This is a genomic window from Nitratireductor sp. B36 (assembly GCF_020833685.1).
Classification (GTDB): domain Bacteria; phylum Pseudomonadota; class Alphaproteobacteria; order Rhizobiales; family Rhizobiaceae; genus Nitratireductor.
Window position 1 is genome coordinate 239,579 of the sequence record NZ_JACKZY010000005.1, and the last position, 21,398, is coordinate 260,976.

Genomic DNA, 21,398 nt, shown 5'->3' on the forward strand with positions numbered 1-21,398 from the left:
CCATGGCTTCAGTCGACATCCAGGATGTCCGCAAATTCTACGGACAGCTCGAAACCATCAAGGGCGTGACCGTCGACGTGCCGGATGGCGCCTTCGTGGTTCTGGTCGGCCCTTCCGGCTGCGGCAAGTCCACGCTTCTACGCATGATCGCCGGACTTGAGGACATTTCCGGTGGCACGATCAGCATTGGCGGACGCGTCATCAACGATGTGGAGCCCAAGCACCGCGACATCGCGATGGTGTTCCAGAACTATGCGCTCTATCCGCACATGACGATTGCCGAGAATATGGGCTTCTCGCTCAGGCTCGCCAAGCGCCCGAAAGACGAGATCGATCAGCGGGTCCGCGAGGCCGCCGCCATTCTCGGCCTGTCCGACTATCTCGACCGGTATCCGCGCCAGCTTTCCGGCGGTCAGCGCCAGCGTGTCGCCATGGGCCGCGCCATCGTGCGCAATCCGCAGGTCTTCCTGTTCGACGAGCCGCTTTCCAACCTCGACGCCAAACTGCGCGTGCAGATGCGCGCTGAACTGAAAGACATTCACGCCCGGCTGAAGACAACCACCGTCTATGTCACACATGACCAGATCGAAGCCATGACCATGGCCGACCGCATCGTCGTGATGCGCGATGGTATCGTGGAGCAGGTGGGCGCGCCGCTGGACCTTTACGACCGGCCGAACAACACCTTTGTGGCAAGCTTCATCGGCTCGCCTTCGATGAACCTTCTGCCAGGCCTCCTCACCAATGGAGGCAGGAGCGTCCGTGTTGAAAGCGGCGCGGAACTGCCGCTTGAAGGCGCGCCACCTGCCGCCGGCAAGGTGATCTACGGCATCCGCCCCGAACATCTGCATCTGGCCGCTGATGGCGAAGGGTTCGAGGCCGTTGCGACCAATGTCGAGCCGACAGGGTCTGAAACCCTCGTTCAGGTTCGCGTGGGAGAACAGATCGTCTCGGCGCAGCTTCGTGATCGCGTCCACATTCGCGCGGGCGACACGGTGCGCCTTGGCGTTCAGGCGGCCAAGGCGCATCTCTTCGACGCGGAGACAAGCCAGAGGCTTGGCTGATCCGTGATGGCGCAGCGTCTTAACCGCTCCAGTCTTTCGCATCTGGCCGGCGCCATTCAGGGTCCGGCCTACGATCCAACCCAATTGGTCCCGGGCATCGTGCATATCGGCATCGGGGCGTTTCACCGCGCCCACCAGGCCGCCTATGTGGATGCCTGTCTCGCGGAGGGAGATGCCAGTTGGGGCATTGTCGGTGTCTCCCTCCGCAGTTCCGCCATGCGCGACGCCCTCGCCCCGCAGGACTTTCTCTACACACTTGCACAGCGTGACGGTTCCGGTGAAACGCTGAAGGTCATCGGGTCCGTGATGAAGGTGCTGGTGGCGCCGGAGGACCCGCAGGCCGTTCTGACCGCCATGAGCAGTCCGCAGACGCGGATTGTGACGCTGACTGTGACGGAGAAGGCCTATCCGCGGAATGCGGACGGCACGCTGGATGTGCAGGATCGCACAGTGGCGGCGGACCTTGCCAACCCCGACCGGCCGACCGGCATACTGGGTTTTCTGACAGAAGCCCTCGCCCGAAGAACGGCTGACGGCATCCCTCCCTTTACTGTCCTTTCATGCGATAACCTGCCCGCCAACGGCAAAACGCTACACGGGCTGGTGATCGAATTTGCGGCCCTGCGCGATCCCGAACTGGGCCATTACATCGAGCAGAATGTTGCTTTCCCTTCGAGCATGGTGGACCGCATCGTTCCGGCGACCACCGATGACGACCGCGAACGGGTTTCGCAGGCGCTCGGCGTTGACGACGCATGGCCCGTGGTGACAGAACCCTTCATGCAATGGGTGGTGGAAGACAATTTCCCGATGGGCAGGCCCGCCTGGGAAGGCCATGGCGTCGAGATGGTGGCCGATGTCGCCCCTTTCGAGGAGATGAAGCTTCGGCTTCTGAACGGCGCGCACTCAGCCATCGCCTATGCGGGACAGCTGCTCGGGCACGAGACGGTGGCGGATGCTTTTGCCGATCCGTTGATCCATGGGTTCGTGAAGGGGCTCTGGCGGGAATCTGCCCGGACACTTTCCGGCGACGCCGGCCTGAAGCCGGACGAATACATGGCGCGGCTTGCAGACCGCTTCGCCAATCCGGCGCTGCGCCATCGCACGGCGCAGATTGCCAATGACGGTTCGCAGAAACTGCCGCAGCGCTTCATTAATCCGCTGCTGGAGCGGCTCGATGCGGGCGAAGATGCACCGCATCTCGCAGCCGGTGTTGCACTCTGGATTGCAGCGCTCGCAAACAGAAGCGAGCCGCCGGCCTTTACCGATCCGCTGGATGAGGCGCTGAAAGCGGCCATCGCAAACACGACCAGTCCCGCCGACACTGTCGCCGCCGTCCTTCAGGCTGCCCGTTTCGACAGGGTCGACCGATACCTGCCTGCCGTCCTCGAAGCCTATCAGCGCATCTCGGATCATGGCGTTTCGGCGACCCTTGCCCATTACGCTCGAGGAGACATTACCCAATGAAAGAGACCTGGCGGTGGTTCGGTCCGGACGATCCGGTGACGCTCGCCCATGTGCGGCAGGCGGGTGCGACAGGCATTGTCACCGCCCTGCACCACCTCAATGACGGCCGCGCCTGGCCGCAGGACGAGATCGACAAGCGCAGGCAAGAAATCGAACAGGCCGGCCTTGAATGGTCGGTCGTCGAAAGCGTGATCGTGCATGAGCATGTCAAAACGCGCAGCGGCGACTTTCGCGCCCTGATCGACAATTACAAGACCTCGATCCGCAATGTGGCCCGCGCCGGGGTGCGCACCATCTGCTACAATTTCATGGCCATCACCGACTGGACGCGCACGGATCTCGACTATCCGATGCCGCATGGCGGGACGGCGCTGCGCTTCGATGCAATCGAGTTCTGCGTTTACGATGTCTTTATCCTGGCGCGTCCGGGCGCCGAGGCGGACCACCCGACCGAGCGGGTGGAGGCCGCGCGCGAGCGCCTGAAGAAGATGAGCGAAAGCGATCTGGCGCGGCTGGAGCGCAATCTCATCGAATGGGTGCCGGCCCGCGAATTCGTCTATGACCGCGAGAGCTTCCGGCGCATGCTGGATACCTATCGCGACATCTCGGCCGATGGCCTGCGCGAAAATCTGGCAGAGTTCCACCGGGAGATCATGCCGGTGGCGGAGGAGGAAGGCGTGGTGATGGCGATCCATCCCGACGATCCACCGTTCCCGCTGTTCGGCCTGCCGCGCATCGTTTCCACGCATGACGACCTGAAGGCATTGCTCGAGGCTGTCCCCTCAGAGGCAAACGGACTGACATTCTGCACCGGCTCGCTCGGCGCGAACCCGGCAAACGACCTTCCGGCCATGGCGAAAGCTCTCGGGCCCCATATTCACTTCGCGCATCTGCGCAACGTGAAGCGGGAGCGGTGCGGCTCTTTCCATGAGGCCGAGCATCTGGAAGGCGACACGGACATGATTGCCGTGGTGGCTGCCCTGATGAATGAAGAGAGGCGACGTGGCGGGCAGATACCCATGCGTCCCGACCATGGGCACGCGATACTGGACGATCTCGGCAAACGGGTGAACCCGGGCTATTCGGGTATCGGCAGGCTGAAAGGGCTGGCCGAACTGCGCGGCGTGATGCGGACACTTGAGTACGTGCGTACGTGACACTGATGGCTTCCCGCGCCGCAAGCACGCTACGGATTCTCTACAAAAAGGAACCACCCGCATCCGCGATAGAACGGATGCGGGCGGTCTCAGGAACCGAAACCTGACGTAAAAACCCTAGCGCCTCCAGCGCACAAAATAGCGCTCAAGCAGTGTCACGAAGCCGAACACCGAGAGCCCCATCAGGCTGAGCAGTAGGATCTGTGCGAAAACACGGCCAACGCGCAGCTGGCTTGCCGCGACACGAACCAGTTCACCCAGGCCTTCACCGCCACCCATATATTCGCCGACGACAACGCCGATCACACTCCACACGGCCGCCAGTTTGAGACCGGCGAAGATGTAGGGCGTCGCATAGGGCATCTGCAGCTTGATGAGCGTCTGCCAGCGGTTTGCCTCAAGAGACTTGAACAGCATCGACATGTTGCTGTCGGTTGCCGCCAGACCCGCCGCCGTGTTGATCGTCACGGGGAAGAACGAGATGAACGCGGCCATCATGATCTTCGATTCGATGCCAAATCCGAACCACGCGACGAACAGCGGCGCGAAGGCGACCTTCGGCATGGTGTTGATCGCCACCACATAGGGCATGATTGCCTTGCGGCCGAACGTGGTCGCGCCGATGATCATACCGAGCGTGAGACCGATGGCCGAAGCCAGCAGGAAGCCGAAGACAACCTCGACCAGCGTGATCCATGTGGCATGGGCCACATAACCGCCAGTGAACAGGTTGTTGAGCGTGAAGATGAGATCCTGCAGAACCTGATAGGGTCCCGGCAGAACCAGCTGCGAGATGCCGCTATAGGTGACGGCCATGTGCCACACAGTGACAACGGCCGCACCGAACAGCAGCACGAGCAGCCATTGCGGCGTGCGCTCGATCAGCGTCTTGCGCTCATTTTCGGCAAGCGCGATCAGCACCTCGGGATCGACAGTTTGCTGGTCAGTCATGGCTGGCCCCCTCTCCGCTTCCGAACAACAGGTCGTGAATTTCGCGGACATATTCGTTGAAGCGGTTGCCGGTGATCATGTCGGGCGTACGCGGACGCGGCAGATCGATGTCGATGCGCTTGACGATCCGGCCCGGTCGCGGCGACATCACGAAGACGGAATCCGCCAGGAAGATCGCTTCCTGGATGGAGTGCGTAACGATGATGGCCGTGGCCTCGCGCGAGCGACAGATCCGTTCGAACTCCACATTCATCTGCTCGCGTGTAAATTCATCGAGCGCGCCGAACGGTTCGTCCAGGAGAAGGATTTCTGGCTGGGTCACCAGCATCCGGCAGATGGCCGCGCGCTGCGCCATGCCGCCGGAAAGCTCCGATGGCACCGCACTGGCAAATTCGGCAAGCCCCGCCATCTCGAGAAGCTGCGTAGCGCGTTCGCGCGCAGCGTTCGCTGCTTTTCGCCCCTCGCGGATTTCGATGGGAAGCAGCACGTTTTCCATCACGCTGCGCCAGGGCAGAAGCGTGGGCTGCTGGAACATGATGCCGATATGCTCATTCGGCCCGGTCAGAGCCTCGCCTCTGAGCGTGATTTCTCCGCCCGTCGGCGGGATCAGGCCGGCAATCATCTTCAGAACAGTCGACTTGCCACACCCACTCGCGCCGACGAGAGAGGCCATTTGGCCCCTCTCCAGCTCAAACGACACATCCTTGGCGGCATGGATGATGTCAGCCTGGCCTGATCGTGCGCGGCGGTAATGCTTGTTCACATTATCAAGACGAAGGATCGCGTCCCCGTCCGACCGCACATCATGCATCACTTGGCCTCCAGGTTTTCGACGAACTCATTGGTATAGACGACTGACAGATCTTCGATCGCCTTATCGAGCTCTCCCGTTTCGAGCAGGCTCTTGTGCCATGCGTTCCAGCCGCTCTCCGGCAGGTAGCCGAGCGTGTTGTCGCCGATGGGCGCATATTGCTGGTTCACGGTGTCGAGAAGAGCACGCGCATATTCACGACGTTCCACTTCCTGCGGATTGTAGGTCTCGCCGTCTTCGAGAACGCCTTCCGGGTTTTCCATGCCCCATTTGGTTGCCTTGTGGATCGCCTTGGCGAAGCCGGCCACCATCTCCGGGTTGTCACGATAGATCTCGCCCCGAACAGCCAGACCATTGCCGAACAGGTCGAGGCCCTCAGGCGTGAGGTCGACCACGTCGACGCCACGGTCCTTCAGCACCGCGATGCCTGTGAAGGATGCCGCAAAAGCGTGGATCGTGTCGCGATCAAACGCCGTTACAGCCATGCCTTCCTGGCCGATGGTCACGAATTTGTATTCGTCGGGCTGGACGCCTACGGATGCAAGCGCGCTTCGGGCAAAGGACACTTCCGCGCCATCGGCCGTGGAGACGCCGATCTGCTTGCCACGCAGACCTTCTGCGCTGTCGATACCGTCATTGCGGTCACCGGCAAGCACGAACAGGCCGCGCGAGAAGAGATTGTAGAAGAATTTTACGTCAGCACCGCGCGCAACGGCATTGAGCACCGGGCCGGGTCCAGGCGCGCCGAACTCGGCACGGCCGGCTTCCATAGCCTGAAGAACGGCGCCCGAACCATCCAGGCTCTTGATCGTGACTTCAAGGCCTTCTTCCTTGAAGAAGCCACGCTGCTGCGCGACGATCATCGGATACCAGGCCATCGCGGAAGAGCCCGGCAGAACCACCGTGACCTGCTTCAGCTCCTGGGCCATGGCGACCCCGCCTGTGATTGCGAGCGCTGCAGCCGCCACGCCCATGTGGCGCATCCAGCGCGATGCCTTCTGTGCCATTGTCTTGCAGTCGTTAAACATTCGGTCCTCCCTGTTTTGCCTACGACCAGTCAGATGCCGGGAGCACGGCTCCACGGCACTCGCCAAAGCCAATTGCCCGGAAACCCTCCCGTTCGCATCGGCCTTCGAGTACGATTTCATCCCCGTCCTGCAGAAAGCTGCGGCTCTCTCCATTGCCCAGATCCAGGGGCTCCGCGCCGCGGCGCGTCAGCTCGAGCAGACAGCCCTGCGATCCCGGCGTTTCACCGGAGATCGTGCCGCTGGCGATCAGATCGCCCGGCAGTACCGGACAGCCATTGGACATGTGGTGCGTGATCATCTGGGCGAAGGTCCAGTAGAGCCCCGCCGCGTTGGCGCGCGTCACGGTGAGCGGCGCCTCGCCCTTTTTCCGCATCGCCGCGCTTTGAAGATGCACGGTCAAATCGACGTTCAGAGCGCCGCCCCCGGCTTCGTCCTTATCGGCGAGATAGTCGAGCAGCGCCGGATCGTCGGCCAGCCTCTCGCGCGCGGCCACCCGGAAAGGAGCCAGCGCATCCATCGTCACCACCCAGGGCGAGATGGTCGTTGCAAAGCTCTTGGAGAGGAACGGTCCAAGCGGCTGGTATTCCCATGCCTGAATGTCGCGCGCGCTCCAGTCATTGACGAGGCACACGCCAAACAGCCGTTCGCGCGCTTCTGGCAGAGGGTGCACGCCGGTGTCATTTTTGCCGCCGCCGATGAACGCGCCCAGCTCCAGCTCGTAATCGAGCATACGGCTCGGTGCGAACACGATGTCGCCATCCACGCGGATCTGACCGTTGGGGCGGCGCACCGGCGAGTTCGAAACAACGATGGACGACGCGCGTCCGTGATAGCCGACCGGCAGGCTCTTGAAGTTCGGAAGCAATGGATTGTCTGGCCGAAACAGCCTGCCAACATTGGTGGCGTGCTCGACCGAGCAGTAGAAATCCGTGTAGTCGCCGATCCGCGCCGGTATGCGCATCTCAAGGCTTTCAATCGGCAGAAGGAAACCCTCGATGCTCGACTGCATCTCGGAGCCGGCACGCAGGGCGCGATGCAGCCACAGACGCAGCGCGCGCCATTCCGCAGGCGAGCGCGCCATCAGCGCATTCAGATCGTCACGACACAGAATGCTGCGTGCGTCTGCGCCAAAAAGCCGATCAAGCAGCCCTTCCTGGGCGCAGGCCGAGAGATTGAGCGCCTGATCGCCAATGGCAACGACGATCACCGGCTTGGCCGCATCGCCCGCCGCAGCAACGCCATAGGGCAGGTTCTGCAGTGCGAAATCACAGGACACCCGATTGGCGCTGGAAACCCAGCTTTCCGTTTGGGGATCATGCGTTTCGTCGAGCATCCAGATTGTCATTGATTGTTGCGCCGATAAATAGTTACAAAGTTTGTATACAAAGAAGCATCCAAATTAGGATACGTCAAGGGATGCAAATATGGGTTTGAAGGCCAATCGGTTTGTGGAATATTCATTCCGACGTGGCAGACCGGATTCCGCGCGCGGTTAAGGAGCAGTTTGAGCCGTATGAGCAAGTCTCGAGAGCAGCATTGCAAAAACGAAGCCTGGGTCATCGACGGACCGCTGCCGCGCGACCGCATGACACCTGCCAGCCAGGCATCGCCCTCCTGGTTGCAGCACCTGGAAGAGCGCGTTATCGCAGGCGGTGATTTCTGGCGACTTGCCGAGGAGTTGCGGCATGAAAAAACGCAATCAGAAGACCCGGCGAAAATTGCCGCACAAGCTATCCCCTTTGTCGACATCGTTTACGAGATGCTGCGAATTGCAATTCGCACCGGTGCCCTTGCTACCGGCACACCTCTGATCGAAGCCGAGATCGGGGACGCGCTTGCCGTCAGCCGCACTCCGGTGCGCGAAGCTATGCAGCGGCTTTCTGCTGATGGCCTCCTCTCGCGGCGCAAGCGTGGCTGGGAAGTGCGTAAGCTCGATCTCGTCCAGATTCGGGAATCTTACGAGGTGCGCATGGCGCTGGAAGGTTTTGCCACCGCGCAGGCTGCCATTCGCGCAAGCGAAGAAGAGGTCGCATCGATCGTGGCTGCAACCACCGCCCGTTCAGAACTCGATTTCGACAATATCTCGGACCGTCTGACATCGAACCGGGAGCTGCACGGGCTGATTTTCGCTGCGTCGGGCAACGAACGCCTGGTGAGTGCGATCAGGAAAAACATGCAGTACTATTTCGCCCACCGTTTCGCGCAATTCGTCTCTCGCGAAGAGGCCGCGCTTTTCCAACAGCAGCACGAGGCGATCGCCGATGCGATCGCAGTTCGAGATCCAGCGGAAGCCGAGCTGATTGCGCGCCAGCATGTGAAATCAACCTATCTGGCGTTCGAAAAGTTCTACAAGCTGCTCTGAAGGGTCAGCCTCGCCAGGAAAAAAGCCTCGGTGTGGGATTTCATTGCTCTTGCAGCCTGAATTCTGCTTCGGCGCATTCCAGTTGCCTGCCCGCACAGTTTTCACCAGAGGGGTTGTGTAGGGGCCCGTCGAGCGGATAGTCATGGTCCCGGGGGGCGGACATCAGGGGCCCGTCCGGGGTATCGGGGGCACTGCCCCTTTTGTCGCGTCCAAGCAAACGCTTCGGTTGTGGGAAATCGATATCTCCAGGTTGCATAATGCAATCCAGCGTAGTTTATTGCAACTTGCACGCGGCATTCACAGTGCAAGCTTTTTGGCGGTGGGGAACGGGTGGACACTCTCGCTTTTGACGATCCGGAACGGCAGCTTACTGAAAAGACAGCCAATAAAACCCGGCGCGCCGCCATGCCGGCGGAAGAGTTCTGCGCATGGCTGAAGCACGTAAATTTCAGCGAACGGCATGCAGCCAGAACCTTGCAGATATCCAGAACGACGGTCGCCAAATACCGGCAGGAGGGCGCGCCGGCACATATCGGCTTTGCCTGCGCGGCAATTGCCCTCGGCATGCCGATCTGGCAACGGGGTACGGAATAGCTCAATACCCCCCGCAGAAGGGTTGGTGAGCGCCATCTCATTCGGCGCGATCCAGGCGCTGACTTATGGTTTCACCGCGACAGGCAGAATTGATAGTTGATGCGCCGATACGGGGAGCGGATACCGCCGTTCAGGGCAGGATTTGCGGCGCTTATTTGAAAACGTCCGCTGTGATATCCCTATCTCGGCGCCGCAATCTGCGGCCGCATCCCTGGTGATCATTGTGTGCGAGCGCTGGTTCCGGCTCAAAGCCCAGATAACATCCCCGTGAGAACTTGATTCCAGACTTGAGCCTGCGGCATCGCGTATGTTGTGCGGACACGCGGGTATGATAAACTGGCATATAATATACCAGTTTTGGAGAGTTCCATGAGCGGCACCTTCATCGCCCGGCCAAAACCTCAACCAGAGAAAGCTCTTGAGGACCCTGCCGTAGACAGGGAGTTCATCGGGCGGCTGGTGCGAACGTTCTATACGCGTGTTCGAAGCGACGCGCGGCTGGGGCCCATTTTTGCCGGCGAAATCAAGGATGACTGGGAGCCCCATCTGGAGAAGATGACCGATTTCTGGTGCGCCGTTATCCTCAAGGACGGAAGCTATCACGGCAGGCCGGTGCCGGCGCATCTCAAACTGAAAACGGTTGTGGAAGCCGACTTCGATATCTGGCTGGGGCTGTTTCGTGAAACCGTTGAGGAGCTTTGCCCGCCGGCGGTTGCAGCGACGTTCTTGGAACGGGCAGAGCGCATAGCCAAAAGCCTGAAGCTTGCCATGTTCTTTCGCCTGCCTGCTGCGCTTGGGACTGATGCGGCCCGCGCCCGGTCGCGGGAGTGACGCGATGCGCATGACACTCCACACCGACTATGCGCTGCGAATGCTGATCTTTCTGGCAGTGCGGCCTGAGGCACCCTGCACCGTGAGTGATGTGGCCGAAGCCTATGGGCTTTCGCACAATCATCTGCTGAAGGTCGCCCGCAGGCTCGCACAACTTGGCGCGGTCACGACACTGCGCGGACGCGCAGGGGGGATCATGCTGGCGGAGGTACCCGAAAACATCGAGCTAGGGGGCATTGTTCGCGGCATGGAGGAAAGCCTCGCCCTTGTCGAGTGCATGGGCGCAGGAGAAAGCGCCTGCGTGCTGACGCCGGCCTGCCGGCTCAAAGGCATCGTCGCCGAGGCGCTGGATGCCTATCTCGCCGTGTTCGATCGCTACACACTGGCTGATCTTGTGACCAATCGGCAATCCCTTGCGGGCTTGCTCGGTGTCGAGATGGAAGCCTCTGATGCCGTGGCATCAGCTTGAGAACGGCGCCCCTTGCCCTGTTCTATCCCGCCCGCTCGTCAAACGCATCCTCATCGATAGGCCAGATCGAACGCCCGAGCTTTTTGTAGCCGGCGGTTTTTGGGTTGTTCGGGTAGCAGCCCTCCACGACTGCATAGATGATTTCCTCGGCAATGGGAGCAAAGCCCGCGTGGAAATGGTTGGTCGACTTGATCAGCAGCAACTGCTTTTCGAGCGGATCGACGCCGAGATTGGAAAAAATGTCGGGCTCGAAGGTCTGGGTGCGGTTGGTGTTGAGCACGATGTCGATCTCGGTGCCGACAAGCCGCACCACCGCGGCGGGGCCGAGCGTGACACGGCTGGTACCGAATGTCTGCCAGCCTTCCTCAGCCAGCTTGCGGATCTCGAATGACCCGTCGAACGGCGTGCCGCTGGCGGCGTTCGCCTTTCCGCCAATGCGCATATCGAGAATGGTGCCCTCGCCCGCACCATGCGCGAAGCCGACGGCCTGCGGATCCCATATGGTGGCAACGCCGGCGCGGGTGATGCCGCTTTTGGCGAGAATATGCAGAAGGGCGGTGTTGTCTCCCGCCGTGCCGCCGCCGGGATTGTCCCACATGTCGGCGATGACGACCGGCTTGCCGCCGATGCCCCCGGCCTTTGCCCGGGCGATGGCATCGGCGGCAGAAAGGCTTTCCATAGCGGTCTTGCCGCGCATGGCGCGCACCTCCTGCCCCAGCTTTTCGGCCAGCGCTGAGCCATTCTCCGGTTCATTGTCGGTGATGACCATGACCTGCGTGCCCATTTCCGGCACGTCTCCGGCCATGAAGCCGTGGATGAGCGAGACGGAGAGAACCCCTTCCCTGCCCTGTAGCGCCTTTATGCGGTCCACGAAAGAGCGCATGGGATCTCGGCTCGTCGGGAAGACGTCGATCATGCGGCAGTCGAAGGTGGAGATGACCGGGCGGATTTCGCCGCGCGTGGCGCGCAGCGCCAGATCCACCACATGCTCGGCGCGCTCCAGAAAATCCGTGTGGGGGAATTCCAGGAAAGACGCCAGAATGTCGGCCGCCGCAACGCGCTTCGCCGTCAGATGGCTGTGCGGATCGAGCTCGGCGGCGACGATCACGTCCGGGCCGACGATCTCGCGCACACGGGCGAGAAGATCGCCCTCGCAATCGTCGAGCCCGCGCGCAACCATCGCGCCGTGCAGGCCGAGCACCACGCAATCCACCGGCATGGCCGCGCGAAGCTGATCCAGAATCTCGTCGCGCAGCGCCTCATAGACATCGAGCCGCACATAGCCACCCGGCTCAGCCCACGTGGCAGTGCCCTCGATCAGGGTGAACCCTTCCTCCCGCGCCCGCCGCCGCAACACGGGGATGGGCGCCGAGCAGAGCGTTGGAGTCTCGGGATGCTTCCCCGGCCCCGCATAAAACGCCATCTCAAAATCACGCCGATCCGTGGGGATCGGTGAGAAGGTGTTGGTTTCGGTGGCGAAGGAGGCGGTGAAGACACGCATGCGTTGATGTCCCGGCTTTGTGGATCAGAGCGGCTTGTAGGCGACGGCCTCGACCTCGATCTTGATGTCGAGCATCAGCCGCGATTCAACCGTGGTGCGCGCGGGCGGGTCTTTCGGGAAATATTTGCCATAGACCGCATTGAACGGACCGAAATCGCGGGCGTCTTCCACCCAGACGGTTGTCTTGACCACATCCTCCAGCGTGCAGCCGGCGAGCGCCAATGCCGCCTTGACGTTTTCCATCACCTGCACGGTCTGCTCGGTGATGCCACCCTTGACGACAACGCCATCGACGCCCACCGGAACCTGACCGGAGATGTAGACGAAATCGCCGGCGCGCACGGCGGGGGAAAGCGGCACATGGGAGGTGCCGAAGCACTGTTTGGACATTGATAAACTCCGTTTTCGGGTTGCTCTATTTCACCGCGCCGATGGCCAAACCACGCACGAGATAGCGCTGTAGCCAGGCAAAGATGACGGCGACGGGGATCGTGGCGACAAAGGTGGCCGCCATGACATGGTGCCACTCGACCGTATAGCGGCCGGCGACAAGAGAGAAAATCTGGATCGGCAGCGTGTAGCTTTCCTGACGCCGCAGCATGGTGAGCGCAATGACGAATTCGTTCCACGCATTGATGAAGGAGAAGATGGCGGTCACCGTCATCGCAGGAAGGGCGAGCGGCAGGAACACCATCACCAGCGCCTTGGCCGGGCTCGCGCCCTCGATCCACGCGGCTTCCTCAAGATCTTTCGGGATGGTCGAGAAATAGCTCTGCAGCATCCACACGGTGAACGCGACATTGAACGCGCCATAGACGAAGACGATGGAATTGACGTTGTCGAGCAAGCCGAGCCACACCACCAGCCGGAACAGGCCGATCACCAGAACGATGGGCGACAGCATCTGCGTGACCAGAAGGAACTGGCGGAAAAAGCCCTGCCCCCTGAAGCGGAAACGGCTCATGGCGTAAGCCGCTGGAATGGAGACCGCGAGCGCCAGAACGGTGGACAGCACCGAGACATAGATCGAATTCCACAGCGCGGTGCCGAAATTGGTGACGGCCCACATGTCGATGAAATTGCGCCATGCCGCCTCACGCGGCCACCAGGTGGGCGACAGCACCTCGTTGGCCGGCTTGATGGCGGTGATGAACATCACGGCAAACGGAAACAGGATCAGCACGATGAGCGGTGACAGCAGCGCCCAGTAGAGGAGCGATTTCTTCAGCTTGGGGTTCATGTCCGCTCCCTGCGCATGGCCAGCGCAACATAGAGGATGGTGAAGGCCAGAAGCAGCGCGAACATCATCACCGACAGGGCGGACGCCTCTCCCAGTTTGCCGAAGCGGAAACCGAGCTTGTAGAGATAGGTGACGAGGATGTCGGTGGAATTGGCCGGCCCGCCCTGCGTGGTGGCCCAGATGATCGGGAACGAATTGAACACATAGATCATGTTGAGCACGATCGAGATGTTCAAAAACGGTTTCATCAGCGGCAAGGTGATCTCGCGAAAGGTCTGCCAGCGCGATGCACCTTCAAGCTTGGCAGCCTCGTAGAGATCGTCGGGAATGGATGAGAGGCCGCCAAGAAAGATGGTCGTCGTGAACGGGATCGTGACCAGAATGCCGATCATGATCTGCACCGGGAAGGCGGTGGAGGCGCGGGCAAGCCACTGGATGTTCTGATCGATCAGACCGATGTTCTGCAGGCCCGAATTGAGCATGCCGCTCTCGCCATTCAGCGCCCAGCGCCAGACGATGGCGGTCATGGTGAGCGACACAGCCCAGGGCAGCATGATGATGACGCGTGCAAGCGAGCGGCCATAAAAATCCTCGTTGAGGATCATGGCGACGGGCACGGAGATGATGAGCGTGCCAACGACGATACCGCCGGTCCAGATGAAGGTGCGCCACAGCGCGCCCAGAAAATCCGGATCGGTGAAGACGGCGACATAGTTTTCGACGCCGTTGAGCCCGCGCAACTGGCCGAAGCGGTTGACGTCGTTGAGTGAAATCGTGCCGAGCTGGTAAAGCGGCCACAGGATGATGAACGCGGCGAGAAGAAACCCCGGCAGGATCAACAGATAGGGATTTGTCAGGGGCGAGCGGATCATGGCGCCGTCAGTTTTCGCAGGATTTCAAGCGGACAGAAGCGGCATGCGCGACCACAACCGCGCATGCCATTTTCAATGGATCTGCTATTGCCCGAGGATGCCGTTGATCTCTTCAGCGGCAGCGTCGAGCGTGGCCTTGGGTTCGCCATTGCCGAGATAGATGGTCTGAACCGCATCCGACGTGGTGGCGGCGATCTCCTCCCAGCCGGCGATGACGGGCGCGAAGCGGGCGTCCGGCAGAAGCGCCGTGAACGCCTTCAGATCCGCATTGTCAGCAAAGGCGGGCTGCGCCGCGACCTCCGGATTAACCGGCAGGAAGCCCTCGCCCGAGGTGAACTTTGCGCGCCACTCGGTGGTGAAGAGCTGATCGAGGAATTTCCAGGCCAGATCCTTGTTCTGGGAATTTTCGAACATGATGATGGAATCGGTCACGCCATAGGTGCCGCGCTCTCCATCCGGTCCCGCCGGAATGGCGGCAACGCCATATTCGAGATCCGGCGCCTCCTCCTTGATCTGGTTTGAAAGGAACGGCGCGGTGATCATCATGCCGACCTTGCCCTGCTTGAACAGGTTCTGCACATCCTCGCGGTTATAGGAGGTAACGCCGGGCTGTGTCGCGCCGGAATCGATCAGCGATTTGTACATCTCGGCCGCCTTGTAGCCGGCATCCGTGTCGAGGCCGGATGTGCCGTCTTCCTCGACAAGCTGGCCGCCATAAGCCCAGAAGGCGTAGTAGAAATAGACGTCGGTCTCGATCTCCTTGCCCTGAAGGCCGAAGCCGGCAATGTCGTCACCCAGCGCACCGATCTTCTTGGCCGCTTCTGCAAGCTCGTCCCAGGTGTCGGGAACCTCGGCGATGCCGGCCTGCTCGAACAGGGCCTTGTTGTAATACATGGCGCGGGCCGATGCGGCGATGGGCAGACCATAGGTCTTTTCCTGCATCACGGAGGGCTCAAGAAAGACCGGGAAGAACCGGTCCTTGAAATCCTGCGTCATGTAATCGTCCAGCGGCGCGGCAATGCCCTGCTCGACAAAGTCGATCAGCCAGCGCGTGCCTATGATCGACAGATCGGCATTGGCGCCGCCGGAAATGTCGGTGGTCAGCTTCTGCAGAAGCACATCCCACGGCACCACCTCGATCTGGATATCGGAGCCGGGATTGGCCTCCTCGAACGCCTTGGCGGCCTCTTCGAAATAGGGGCCGGTCTTGGAGCTGTATTCAGCCACGGTGACGCGCACGGTCTCGGCCTGCGCCCACCCAGCCATGGATAGAAGCGCGACACCGGCGACGGTGGCTTTCAATGCGGTGCTGTTCATTGGTAACTCCCTGTTCCTCTCTCGGGTTTCTGATGCATGCCCGGCAAAGGGCATTTGCGCCTGCACTGTTTCTTGGGATCGCCGCCCGGCGCGGATGGCGATCTTTTGTGTAATTTTTTTACAGAAAATAGAAATACGCAAGTGAAATCACACATTCATGTTGCTAAATTACGATTTATCGGCAAATCTTTGCTGACAGTCCCAATGGGGACGGTGTCACACAGCCCGGAACAGACCCGAAAAAAGACAGTAAAACTGCTGGTAACCGGGGAGACTTCTGAAAACCGGACGACATGAGGGGAAGAACGGGAGCGCAATGATCGATCTGAAGGATCACAGGATCGTGGTAACGGGTGCGGCCGGGGGCATCGGCCGGGCCATGGTGGACGTCCTTTCGGGGTTTGGCGCGTTTGTGGTCGCCTGCGACCTGGAGGAGGCCGACCTGTCGTTTGACGGGGTTGGGGAAGCACAGCGCTTTGACCTTTTGGACGATGGTGCGGTTGAAGCGGCGGCAAGGCGCATCTGCGACGGGGGCGTTCCGGATGCCGTGATCTCAAACGCCGGCTGGACGCGCGCCGAAACTCTGGATGATGTGACGCCCAAGGCGCTCTCTCACGAGTTGGACCTGAACCTGCGCAGCGCGGCGCGGCTTTCACAGGCTTTCCTGCCTGCCATGCGCGCAGGCCGAAAGGAGGCGGCCTTCGTCTTCATTTCCTCGATCAACGCGCTTTCGCATTATGGCAACCCCGCCTATGCGGCGGCCAAGGCAGGGCTGATCGCCTGGATGCGCGCCATCGCCACGGAGGAAGGCCGGCATGGCATACGCGCCAACGCGATCACGCCAGGTTCAGTGCGCACCATGGCATGGGACCACCGCATCGAGCGCGATCCGGGCATCTTGGCAAAGGTGCGGCAGCTCTATCCGCTGGGGCGCATGGTCGAGCCCGCCGAAGTGGCGCGTGCCGCCGCCTTTCTCGCCTCACCGCTTGCAAGCGGCATCACCGGCACGGTGCTTCCCGTGGATGCCGGGATTTCTGCCGGCAACCTGCCCTTTCTCGAACAGATAGCCGGCTGAGGAGCGCTTCATGGCAGAACTGCAATTGAAGGACATTTCCAAGCGCTACGGTTCGCTGACCGTGATCGAGAAACTCTCGCTGGCGATCGACGATGGCGAGTTCGTGGTCCTGGTCGGGCCATCCGGATGCGGAAAATCCACATTGTTGCGCATGATCGCTGGGCTGGAGCCGATCAGCGGCGGGGACCTTTTCATCGGTGGCGCGCGCGCCAATGACATTCCTCCCCAGAAGCGCGACACCTCCATGGTGTTTCAGTCCTATGCGCTCTTTCCGCATATGAGCGTTCGGGAAAACATCAGCTTCGGACCGCGCGTGCGCGGCGAGCCGAAGGACGAGACCGAACAGCGCATCGAGAAAGCGGCCGAAATACTCAATCTTGGCGCCTATCTCGACCGCAAGCCGGGCCAGCTCTCCGGCGGCCAGCGCCAGCGTGTCGCCATGGGCCGGGCCATCGTGCGCGATCCGAAAGTGTTTCTCTTTGACGAGCCGTTGTCGAACCTCGACGCGAAGCTCCGCATTCAGATGCGCACCGAGATAAAGGCGCTGCACCAGAAGCTTGGCACGACCATCGTCTATGTGACGCATGACCAGATCGAGGCCATGACCATGGCCGACCGGATCGTGGTCATGAATGGCGGCGATATCGAGCAGGTGGGCACACCGCTGGAGCTCTACGACCGCCCCGCCAACACATTTGTTGCCGGTTTCATCGGCTCGCCGGCGATGAGCTTTTTGCAAGCGGAAACAGGTGTGGTGGGCGCGACACCCGTGGCGGTGCTTCAGGATGGGACGAGCCTCCCCGTTGCGCAGGGCTTCGGCCATGAAACCGTGACCGTTGGCATTCGCCCCGAATCCTATCAAAGGGACCCGCAAGGGCCGCTGAAACTTCAGGTCGAGGTGGTGGAGCCGACCGGTCCGGAGATCCATGTGTTCGGCACGATTGCCGGAGAGGATGTGCGTGTCGTGCTGCGCGACAGGGAATTGCCGAAACCGGGCGAGACGCTTGCGCTTTCCGTGCCGGTCGAGCATGTGCACATCTTCGACCGCGAAGGCGGACAAAGGCTGGAGCCACACTGATCATGGACGAACGCGTGCCCGACGACAGCGAACGCACGGTCGATATCATCGCCCGGTTGCAGGATCGCCTTGAGCGCGGGCGCGGCGCGGAAATCCGCCTGGTGGAGAGCATTCTGGCCGATCCGCAATTTGCCGCCCACGCGCCGATCGCGCAGATCGCCGAGCGCGCAGGCGTGAGCGAGCCGACCATCACGCGGCTGGCACGGGCGCTGGGGTTTCCCGGCACGCGGGAGATGCGGTTTCATCTGGCGCAGGCGCTCGCCATTGGTGGCGCCTATCTGCGGGAGCCGAGCGCACCGGTGGAGGAACTGCCGCTCTCCGGTCAGGTGGTGGCCAAGGTTGCCTCGGGCGCCCATGCAGCCCTTGATCTCATGACGATGGCGCTTGCAGACATCGATCTCGAGCCCATGGCCAGGCAGATCAGCCGGGCAAGCCAGATCCTTGTCTATGGCACGGGCGGCAGCTCTTCCTTTGCGGCGGTGGAACTGCAGAACCGGCTCTTCCGCCTCGGGCTGCACGTGACCGCGCACACGGACCCGCAGCTCCAGCGCATGAGCGCTTCCGTGCTGGAGCCCAAGGCTGTGGTGATCGGCTTCTCCGTTTCCGGGCAGGCCGCCTCGGTGATGGATGCGGTGACGATCGCCCGGCAATATGGCGCGCGCGCCTTTGTGGTGACCACCCCAAACTCGCCGCTGGCCGCTGCCGGCGACGATATCCTGCCTCTCACCTTCAAGGAGGACGGCAATCTCTACAAGCCGTCTTCCATGCGCTACACGCTGCTCGCCGCGGTGGACATGATCGCCATGGCGACCGCACTCACGCTTGGCACGAAAGTGCTGGAGCCGCTCAGGCGGGTGCGCCACAGCCTGGCGAGCCAGAACATCAAGAACCCCAACCTTCCCATCGGAGACTGATGCCTTGCGCATTCTCGACCTTGAAACACCTGCCGTGGTGATCGACCTTGCGAAAGTTCGCGCAAACCTTGCCCGCGCGCAGGCCCACGCGGACACGCACGGGCTGAAACTGCGCCCGCACATCAAGACCCACAAACTGCCCCTGTTCGCGAACATGCAGTGCGAGATGGGGGCGGCCGGCATCACCTGTCAGAAGGTGGGCGAGGCAGAGGTCATGGCCGATGCGGGGCTGACCGACATCTTCATTCCCTACAACATTCTCGGCACGGCCAAGCTCGACCGGCTTCTTGCCCTGCACAAACGTGTGAAGCTATCGGTGACGGCAGACAGCGCGGTGACGATTGCCGGCTATGCCGGGCAGTTCACCGATCCCGACCATCCCCTCCCCGTGCTCGTGGAATGCGATACGGGCATGGGCCGTTGCGGCGTGCAGACGGTGGAAGAAGTCGTTACGCTGGCGAAACAGATCGATGCAGCACCGGGGTTGCGCTTCGAAGGGTTGATGACCTACCCGCCGCGCGGCGAGCCGGAAAAGGTGGAGCGCTGGCTGGCGGATGCCATCGCCGCGCTCGGGGAGAGCGGGCTGGCGGTGAACACGGTTTCCAATGGCGGGTCGCCCGATTTTTACCAGGCCCAGAAGATCACCAGCGCCACCGAACACCGGCCCGGCACCTATATCTATTCCGACCGCATGCAGGTGGCTTTCGGTCATGGCACGCTGGAAGACTGCGCGTTCACCGTGCTGGCCACGGTGGTGAGCCGGCCGACCGAAAACCGCGCAATCATCGATGCCGGCTCCAAGGCACTCGCTGCCGACACCGCACCCGTGCCCGGCCATGGGCACATCGTGGGGTATCCCGATGCGGTAATCGCCTCGCTCAGCGAGGAGCATGGTATTGTGGACCTTTCGAAATGTGCGACGAAACCTGAGATCGGCGAGAAGGTGCGCATCATTCCCAATCATGTCTGCCCGGTGTCGAACCTTTACGACGCTGTGAACCTCGTTGAGGGCGACAGGGTCACCGAAACACTTGCCGTTGCCGCCCGTGGCCGCCTGACCTGAGAACCAGTCATTCCGAGGAACAAGCATATGACCTACGACAAGAACCCCTTCCCTGAAGGCGATGCCGACCGTCACTATCTCTGGGAGATGCTGGTGCGGCGCGACATCGACGCGTTTCTGGCGCAGGACTGGTCGATGGTGGAAGGGGATTTTGCCGAGGACCGGTTTTTCGGCATGCATGCGCATTTCCTCAACGACGCGGATTCCTGGCGGCTTCAGTTTCCCGATGTGAAGACCTACCGCGACGAATGGCTGCGGCAGGGCAGGGAAACAGCGGCAACCAAGTTTGCCGAGCCGCTGCGCGATGCGCTCTTCCGCGTGACGAACATGCGCGACATCGACATCGATGGCGACCGCGCGGTGCTGCACAAGAAGTTCAATGGCAATGTGGCGAAGGCCGATGGAAGCGTCGACCGGCTGAACTGGCAGACGCTCTATTTCTGCGCCAGGATCGACGGGCGCTGGAAGATCACCGGCTTTGTCGGCTACATGCCGCACCCGTTGGGCGGCTGAGGCTCAAACGCGCTTGCCCGTCTCGGCATCGAAGAGATGGGTCATGTTCTCCTGAACGGTGAGCGGAAGTGTGTCGCCGGGCGCGACCTTTGCGCTGCCGGGGAGCCGGGCGATCAGCTCACCGCCGGCACCATTGGCGCCTGACAGTGTGCCATGGGCCAGTGTGTCGGCTCCAAGCGTCTCCACCGCCGTGACGGAAAGATTGAGCGTCGCCTCTTTCGCTGTGGCAATCTGCAGGTGCTCGGGACGCACGCCGAAGAGCAGCGGCCGGCCGGTCTCGGCCGGCTTCGTGTCGAGCGCGAGTTTTCCGCCTCCTTCCAGCACGAAGTCGGAGCCTGAAACACTTCCCTTCAGGATGTTCATGGCCGGGGATCCGATGAAGCCTGCAACGAAGCGTGTCGCGGGGCGTTCATAGACGGCCATCGGCGTGTCGATCTGCTCGGCAATGCCGGCATTCATGACCACGAGCCGGTCGGCCAGTGTCATCGCCTCCACCTGATCATGCGTCACGTAAAGCGCGGTGGTGCCGACGGAGCGCTGCATCTGCTTGATCTCAAGTCGCATCTGCACACGCAGCTTGGCATCGAGGTTTGACAGCGGCTCGTCGAACAGGAAGACGGCCGGGTTGCGCACGAGCGCGCGGCCCATGGCGACACGCTGGCGCTGGCCGCCGGAAAGCGCGCGCGGCTTGCGGTCGAGATAGGGTTCGAGCTGCAGCATGGCGGCGGCCTGATCGACCCGCTGGCGGATCTCGTCCTTCGTCTTGCCGGCGATCTTCAGACCATAGGCCATGTTATCGAAGACCGACATATGCGGATAGAGCGCATAGTTCTGGAACACCATGGCGATGTCGCGCTCGCGCGGCTCCAGATCGTTGACGACACGCCCGCCGATTTCCATCGTGCCGGCGGTGATGCGCTCAAGACCGGCCACCATGCGCAGGAGCGTGGACTTGCCGCAGCCGGACGGGCCGACAATGACGATGAATTCGCCATCGGCCACATCCAGGCTGACACCATGGATGACCTCGGTCTTGCCGTAGGATTTGCGAACGTCGCGTATGGAAATCGTCGCCATGCCGATTTCGGTCC

22 protein-coding genes are annotated in these 21,398 nt (G+C 61.6%); 12 read left to right on the forward strand and 10 right to left on the reverse strand.

Going from position 1 to position 21,398, the window contains the following annotated elements:
- Positions 1–2: 2 nt before the first annotated feature.
- From H7H48_RS19720 to uxuA, 3 genes are read left to right on the forward strand one after another with little or no spacing between them, the layout of a single operon-like run.
- Positions 3–1,064: an ABC transporter ATP-binding protein gene (locus H7H48_RS19720; RefSeq protein WP_229450848.1), complete on the forward strand. Its 1,062-nt coding sequence runs from the start codon at positions 3–5 to the stop codon at positions 1,062–1,064.
- A gap of 6 nt (positions 1,065–1,070) precedes the next feature.
- The gene (locus H7H48_RS19725) at positions 1,071–2,531 is read left to right on the forward strand and encodes a mannitol dehydrogenase family protein (protein ID WP_229450849.1); all 1,461 of its coding nucleotides are present in this window, start codon (positions 1,071–1,073) and stop codon (positions 2,529–2,531) included.
- Positions 2,528–3,688: a mannonate dehydratase gene (gene uxuA, locus H7H48_RS19730; RefSeq protein WP_229450850.1), complete on the forward strand. Its 1,161-nt coding sequence runs from the start codon at positions 2,528–2,530 to the stop codon at positions 3,686–3,688. Before H7H48_RS19725 ends, uxuA begins: the two co-directional genes overlap by 4 nt.
- A 117-nt stretch (positions 3,689–3,805) precedes the next feature.
- On the opposite strand, the gene H7H48_RS19735 is transcribed toward uxuA, so the two are convergent.
- Genes H7H48_RS19735 through fahA form a run of 4 tightly spaced genes read right to left on the reverse strand, consistent with a single transcriptional unit; the run spans position 3,806 to position 7,823 of the window.
- Positions 3,806–4,639: an ABC transporter permease gene (locus H7H48_RS19735; RefSeq protein WP_229450851.1), complete on the reverse strand. Its 834-nt coding sequence runs from the start codon at positions 4,637–4,639 to the stop codon at positions 3,806–3,808.
- Positions 4,632–5,450: an ABC transporter ATP-binding protein gene (locus tag H7H48_RS19740; RefSeq protein WP_007007206.1), complete on the reverse strand. Its 819-nt coding sequence runs from the start codon at positions 5,448–5,450 to the stop codon at positions 4,632–4,634. The genes H7H48_RS19735 and H7H48_RS19740 overlap by 8 nt, the downstream gene beginning before the upstream one ends.
- Entirely contained in the window at positions 5,450–6,478 is a 1,029-nt protein-coding gene (locus H7H48_RS19745; RefSeq protein ID WP_229450852.1) for an ABC transporter substrate-binding protein, read from the reverse strand. The genes H7H48_RS19740 and H7H48_RS19745 overlap by 1 nt, the downstream gene beginning before the upstream one ends.
- A 19-nt stretch (positions 6,479–6,497) precedes the next feature.
- Positions 6,498–7,823 (reverse strand): fumarylacetoacetase, encoded by a 1,326-nt coding sequence (gene fahA / locus H7H48_RS19750; RefSeq protein WP_229450853.1) that lies wholly within the window; start codon positions 7,821–7,823, stop codon positions 6,498–6,500.
- Positions 7,824–7,991: 168 nt separating this feature from the next.
- Between fahA and H7H48_RS19755 the strand changes: the two genes are divergently transcribed.
- From H7H48_RS19755 to H7H48_RS19770, 4 genes are all read left to right on the forward strand, one after another.
- Positions 7,992–8,840 (forward strand): GntR family transcriptional regulator, encoded by an 849-nt coding sequence (locus tag H7H48_RS19755; RefSeq protein ID WP_229450854.1) that lies wholly within the window; start codon positions 7,992–7,994, stop codon positions 8,838–8,840.
- A gap of 330 nt (positions 8,841–9,170) precedes the next feature.
- Complete coding sequence (locus tag H7H48_RS19760; RefSeq protein ID WP_229450855.1) at positions 9,171–9,434, forward strand: hypothetical protein; 264 nt, start codon at positions 9,171–9,173, stop codon at positions 9,432–9,434.
- Positions 9,435–9,803: 369 nt separating this feature from the next.
- Positions 9,804–10,265, forward strand: coding sequence for a group III truncated hemoglobin (locus tag H7H48_RS19765; protein WP_229450856.1), 462 nt, complete (start codon positions 9,804–9,806; stop codon positions 10,263–10,265).
- Positions 10,266–10,269: 4 nt separating this feature from the next.
- Positions 10,270–10,734, forward strand: a complete 465-nt coding sequence (locus tag H7H48_RS19770) for an Rrf2 family transcriptional regulator (RefSeq protein ID WP_229450857.1) — start codon at positions 10,270–10,272, stop codon at positions 10,732–10,734.
- Between the two features lie 22 nt (positions 10,735–10,756).
- On the opposite strand, the gene H7H48_RS19775 is transcribed toward H7H48_RS19770, so the two are convergent.
- The 5 genes from H7H48_RS19775 to H7H48_RS19795 all read right to left on the reverse strand — a co-directional run bounded on the left by H7H48_RS19775 (position 10,757) and on the right by H7H48_RS19795 (position 15,664).
- Positions 10,757–12,235: a M81 family metallopeptidase gene (locus H7H48_RS19775; RefSeq protein ID WP_229450858.1), complete on the reverse strand. Its 1,479-nt coding sequence runs from the start codon at positions 12,233–12,235 to the stop codon at positions 10,757–10,759.
- Positions 12,236–12,259: 24 nt separating this feature from the next.
- Positions 12,260–12,625, reverse strand: coding sequence for a RidA family protein (locus H7H48_RS19780; RefSeq protein WP_229450859.1), 366 nt, complete (start codon positions 12,623–12,625; stop codon positions 12,260–12,262).
- A 25-nt stretch (positions 12,626–12,650) separates the two neighbouring features.
- Complete coding sequence (locus tag H7H48_RS19785; protein ID WP_007007193.1) at positions 12,651–13,475, reverse strand: carbohydrate ABC transporter permease; 825 nt, start codon at positions 13,473–13,475, stop codon at positions 12,651–12,653.
- Positions 13,472–14,347, reverse strand: a complete 876-nt coding sequence (locus H7H48_RS19790) for a carbohydrate ABC transporter permease (protein ID WP_229450860.1) — start codon at positions 14,345–14,347, stop codon at positions 13,472–13,474. The genes H7H48_RS19785 and H7H48_RS19790 overlap by 4 nt, the downstream gene beginning before the upstream one ends.
- Before the next feature lie 84 nt (positions 14,348–14,431).
- Positions 14,432–15,664 (reverse strand): sugar ABC transporter substrate-binding protein, encoded by a 1,233-nt coding sequence (locus H7H48_RS19795; RefSeq protein ID WP_229450861.1) that lies wholly within the window; start codon positions 15,662–15,664, stop codon positions 14,432–14,434.
- Positions 15,665–15,980: 316 nt separating this feature from the next.
- Here H7H48_RS19795 and H7H48_RS19800 point away from each other — a divergent pair, with 316 nt between their 5' ends.
- Genes H7H48_RS19800 through H7H48_RS19820 form a run of 5 tightly spaced genes read left to right on the forward strand, consistent with a single transcriptional unit; the run spans position 15,981 to position 20,307 of the window.
- Complete coding sequence (locus H7H48_RS19800) at positions 15,981–16,739, forward strand: SDR family NAD(P)-dependent oxidoreductase (protein ID WP_229450862.1); 759 nt, start codon at positions 15,981–15,983, stop codon at positions 16,737–16,739.
- A gap of 10 nt (positions 16,740–16,749) precedes the next feature.
- Positions 16,750–17,817 (forward strand): ABC transporter ATP-binding protein, encoded by a 1,068-nt coding sequence (locus H7H48_RS19805; RefSeq protein ID WP_229450863.1) that lies wholly within the window; start codon positions 16,750–16,752, stop codon positions 17,815–17,817.
- Positions 17,818–17,819: 2 nt separating this feature from the next.
- Positions 17,820–18,731, forward strand: a complete 912-nt coding sequence (locus tag H7H48_RS19810) for a MurR/RpiR family transcriptional regulator (protein ID WP_229450864.1) — start codon at positions 17,820–17,822, stop codon at positions 18,729–18,731.
- 4 nt (positions 18,732–18,735) lie between these two features.
- A complete protein-coding gene (locus H7H48_RS19815; RefSeq protein ID WP_229450865.1) occupies positions 18,736–19,794 on the forward strand; it encodes a D-TA family PLP-dependent enzyme in 1,059 nt (352 codons plus the stop codon).
- 27 nt (positions 19,795–19,821) lie between these two features.
- Positions 19,822–20,307: a hypothetical protein gene (locus H7H48_RS19820; protein WP_229450866.1), complete on the forward strand. Its 486-nt coding sequence runs from the start codon at positions 19,822–19,824 to the stop codon at positions 20,305–20,307.
- A 3-nt stretch (positions 20,308–20,310) separates the two neighbouring features.
- On the opposite strand, the gene H7H48_RS19825 is transcribed toward H7H48_RS19820, so the two are convergent.
- Positions 20,311–21,384 (reverse strand): sn-glycerol-3-phosphate import ATP-binding protein UgpC, encoded by a 1,074-nt coding sequence (locus H7H48_RS19825; RefSeq protein ID WP_229450867.1) that lies wholly within the window; start codon positions 21,382–21,384, stop codon positions 20,311–20,313.
- Positions 21,385–21,398: the final 14 nt, after the last annotated feature.

Excerpts from the sequence above, each read along its gene's own strand:
- H7H48_RS19740 (WP_007007206.1), bottom strand. The coding sequence starts at position 5,450 with ATGCATGATGTGCGGTCGGACGGGGACGCGATCCTTCGTCTTGATAAT.
- H7H48_RS19825 (WP_229450867.1), bottom strand. The coding sequence starts at position 21,384 with ATGGCGACGATTTCCATACGCGACGTTCGCAAATCCTACGGCAAGACC.
- H7H48_RS19735 (WP_229450851.1), bottom strand. The coding sequence starts at position 4,639 with ATGACTGACCAGCAAACTGTCGATCCCGAGGTGCTGATCGCGCTTGCC.
- H7H48_RS19795 (WP_229450861.1), bottom strand. The coding sequence starts at position 15,664 with ATGAACAGCACCGCATTGAAAGCCACCGTCGCCGGTGTCGCGCTTCTA.
- H7H48_RS19805 (WP_229450863.1), top strand. The coding sequence starts at position 16,750 with ATGGCAGAACTGCAATTGAAGGACATTTCCAAGCGCTACGGTTCGCTG.
- H7H48_RS19780 (WP_229450859.1), bottom strand. The coding sequence starts at position 12,625 with ATGTCCAAACAGTGCTTCGGCACCTCCCATGTGCCGCTTTCCCCCGCC.
- H7H48_RS19765 (WP_229450856.1), top strand. The coding sequence starts at position 9,804 with ATGAGCGGCACCTTCATCGCCCGGCCAAAACCTCAACCAGAGAAAGCT.
- fahA (WP_229450853.1), bottom strand. The coding sequence starts at position 7,823 with ATGACAATCTGGATGCTCGACGAAACGCATGATCCCCAAACGGAAAGC.
- uxuA (WP_229450850.1), top strand. The coding sequence starts at position 2,528 with ATGAAAGAGACCTGGCGGTGGTTCGGTCCGGACGATCCGGTGACGCTC.
- H7H48_RS19810 (WP_229450864.1), top strand. The coding sequence starts at position 17,820 with ATGGACGAACGCGTGCCCGACGACAGCGAACGCACGGTCGATATCATC.
- H7H48_RS19720 (WP_229450848.1), top strand. The coding sequence starts at position 3 with ATGGCTTCAGTCGACATCCAGGATGTCCGCAAATTCTACGGACAGCTC.
- H7H48_RS19755 (WP_229450854.1), top strand. The coding sequence starts at position 7,992 with ATGAGCAAGTCTCGAGAGCAGCATTGCAAAAACGAAGCCTGGGTCATC.
- H7H48_RS19745 (WP_229450852.1), bottom strand. The coding sequence starts at position 6,478 with ATGTTTAACGACTGCAAGACAATGGCACAGAAGGCATCGCGCTGGATG.
- H7H48_RS19775 (WP_229450858.1), bottom strand. The coding sequence starts at position 12,235 with ATGCGTGTCTTCACCGCCTCCTTCGCCACCGAAACCAACACCTTCTCA.
- H7H48_RS19820 (WP_229450866.1), top strand. The coding sequence starts at position 19,822 with ATGACCTACGACAAGAACCCCTTCCCTGAAGGCGATGCCGACCGTCAC.
- H7H48_RS19800 (WP_229450862.1), top strand. The coding sequence starts at position 15,981 with ATGATCGATCTGAAGGATCACAGGATCGTGGTAACGGGTGCGGCCGGG.
- H7H48_RS19785 (WP_007007193.1), bottom strand. The coding sequence starts at position 13,475 with ATGAACCCCAAGCTGAAGAAATCGCTCCTCTACTGGGCGCTGCTGTCA.
- H7H48_RS19725 (WP_229450849.1), top strand. The coding sequence starts at position 1,071 with ATGGCGCAGCGTCTTAACCGCTCCAGTCTTTCGCATCTGGCCGGCGCC.
- H7H48_RS19770 (WP_229450857.1), top strand. The coding sequence starts at position 10,270 with ATGCGCATGACACTCCACACCGACTATGCGCTGCGAATGCTGATCTTT.
- H7H48_RS19790 (WP_229450860.1), bottom strand. The coding sequence starts at position 14,347 with ATGATCCGCTCGCCCCTGACAAATCCCTATCTGTTGATCCTGCCGGGG.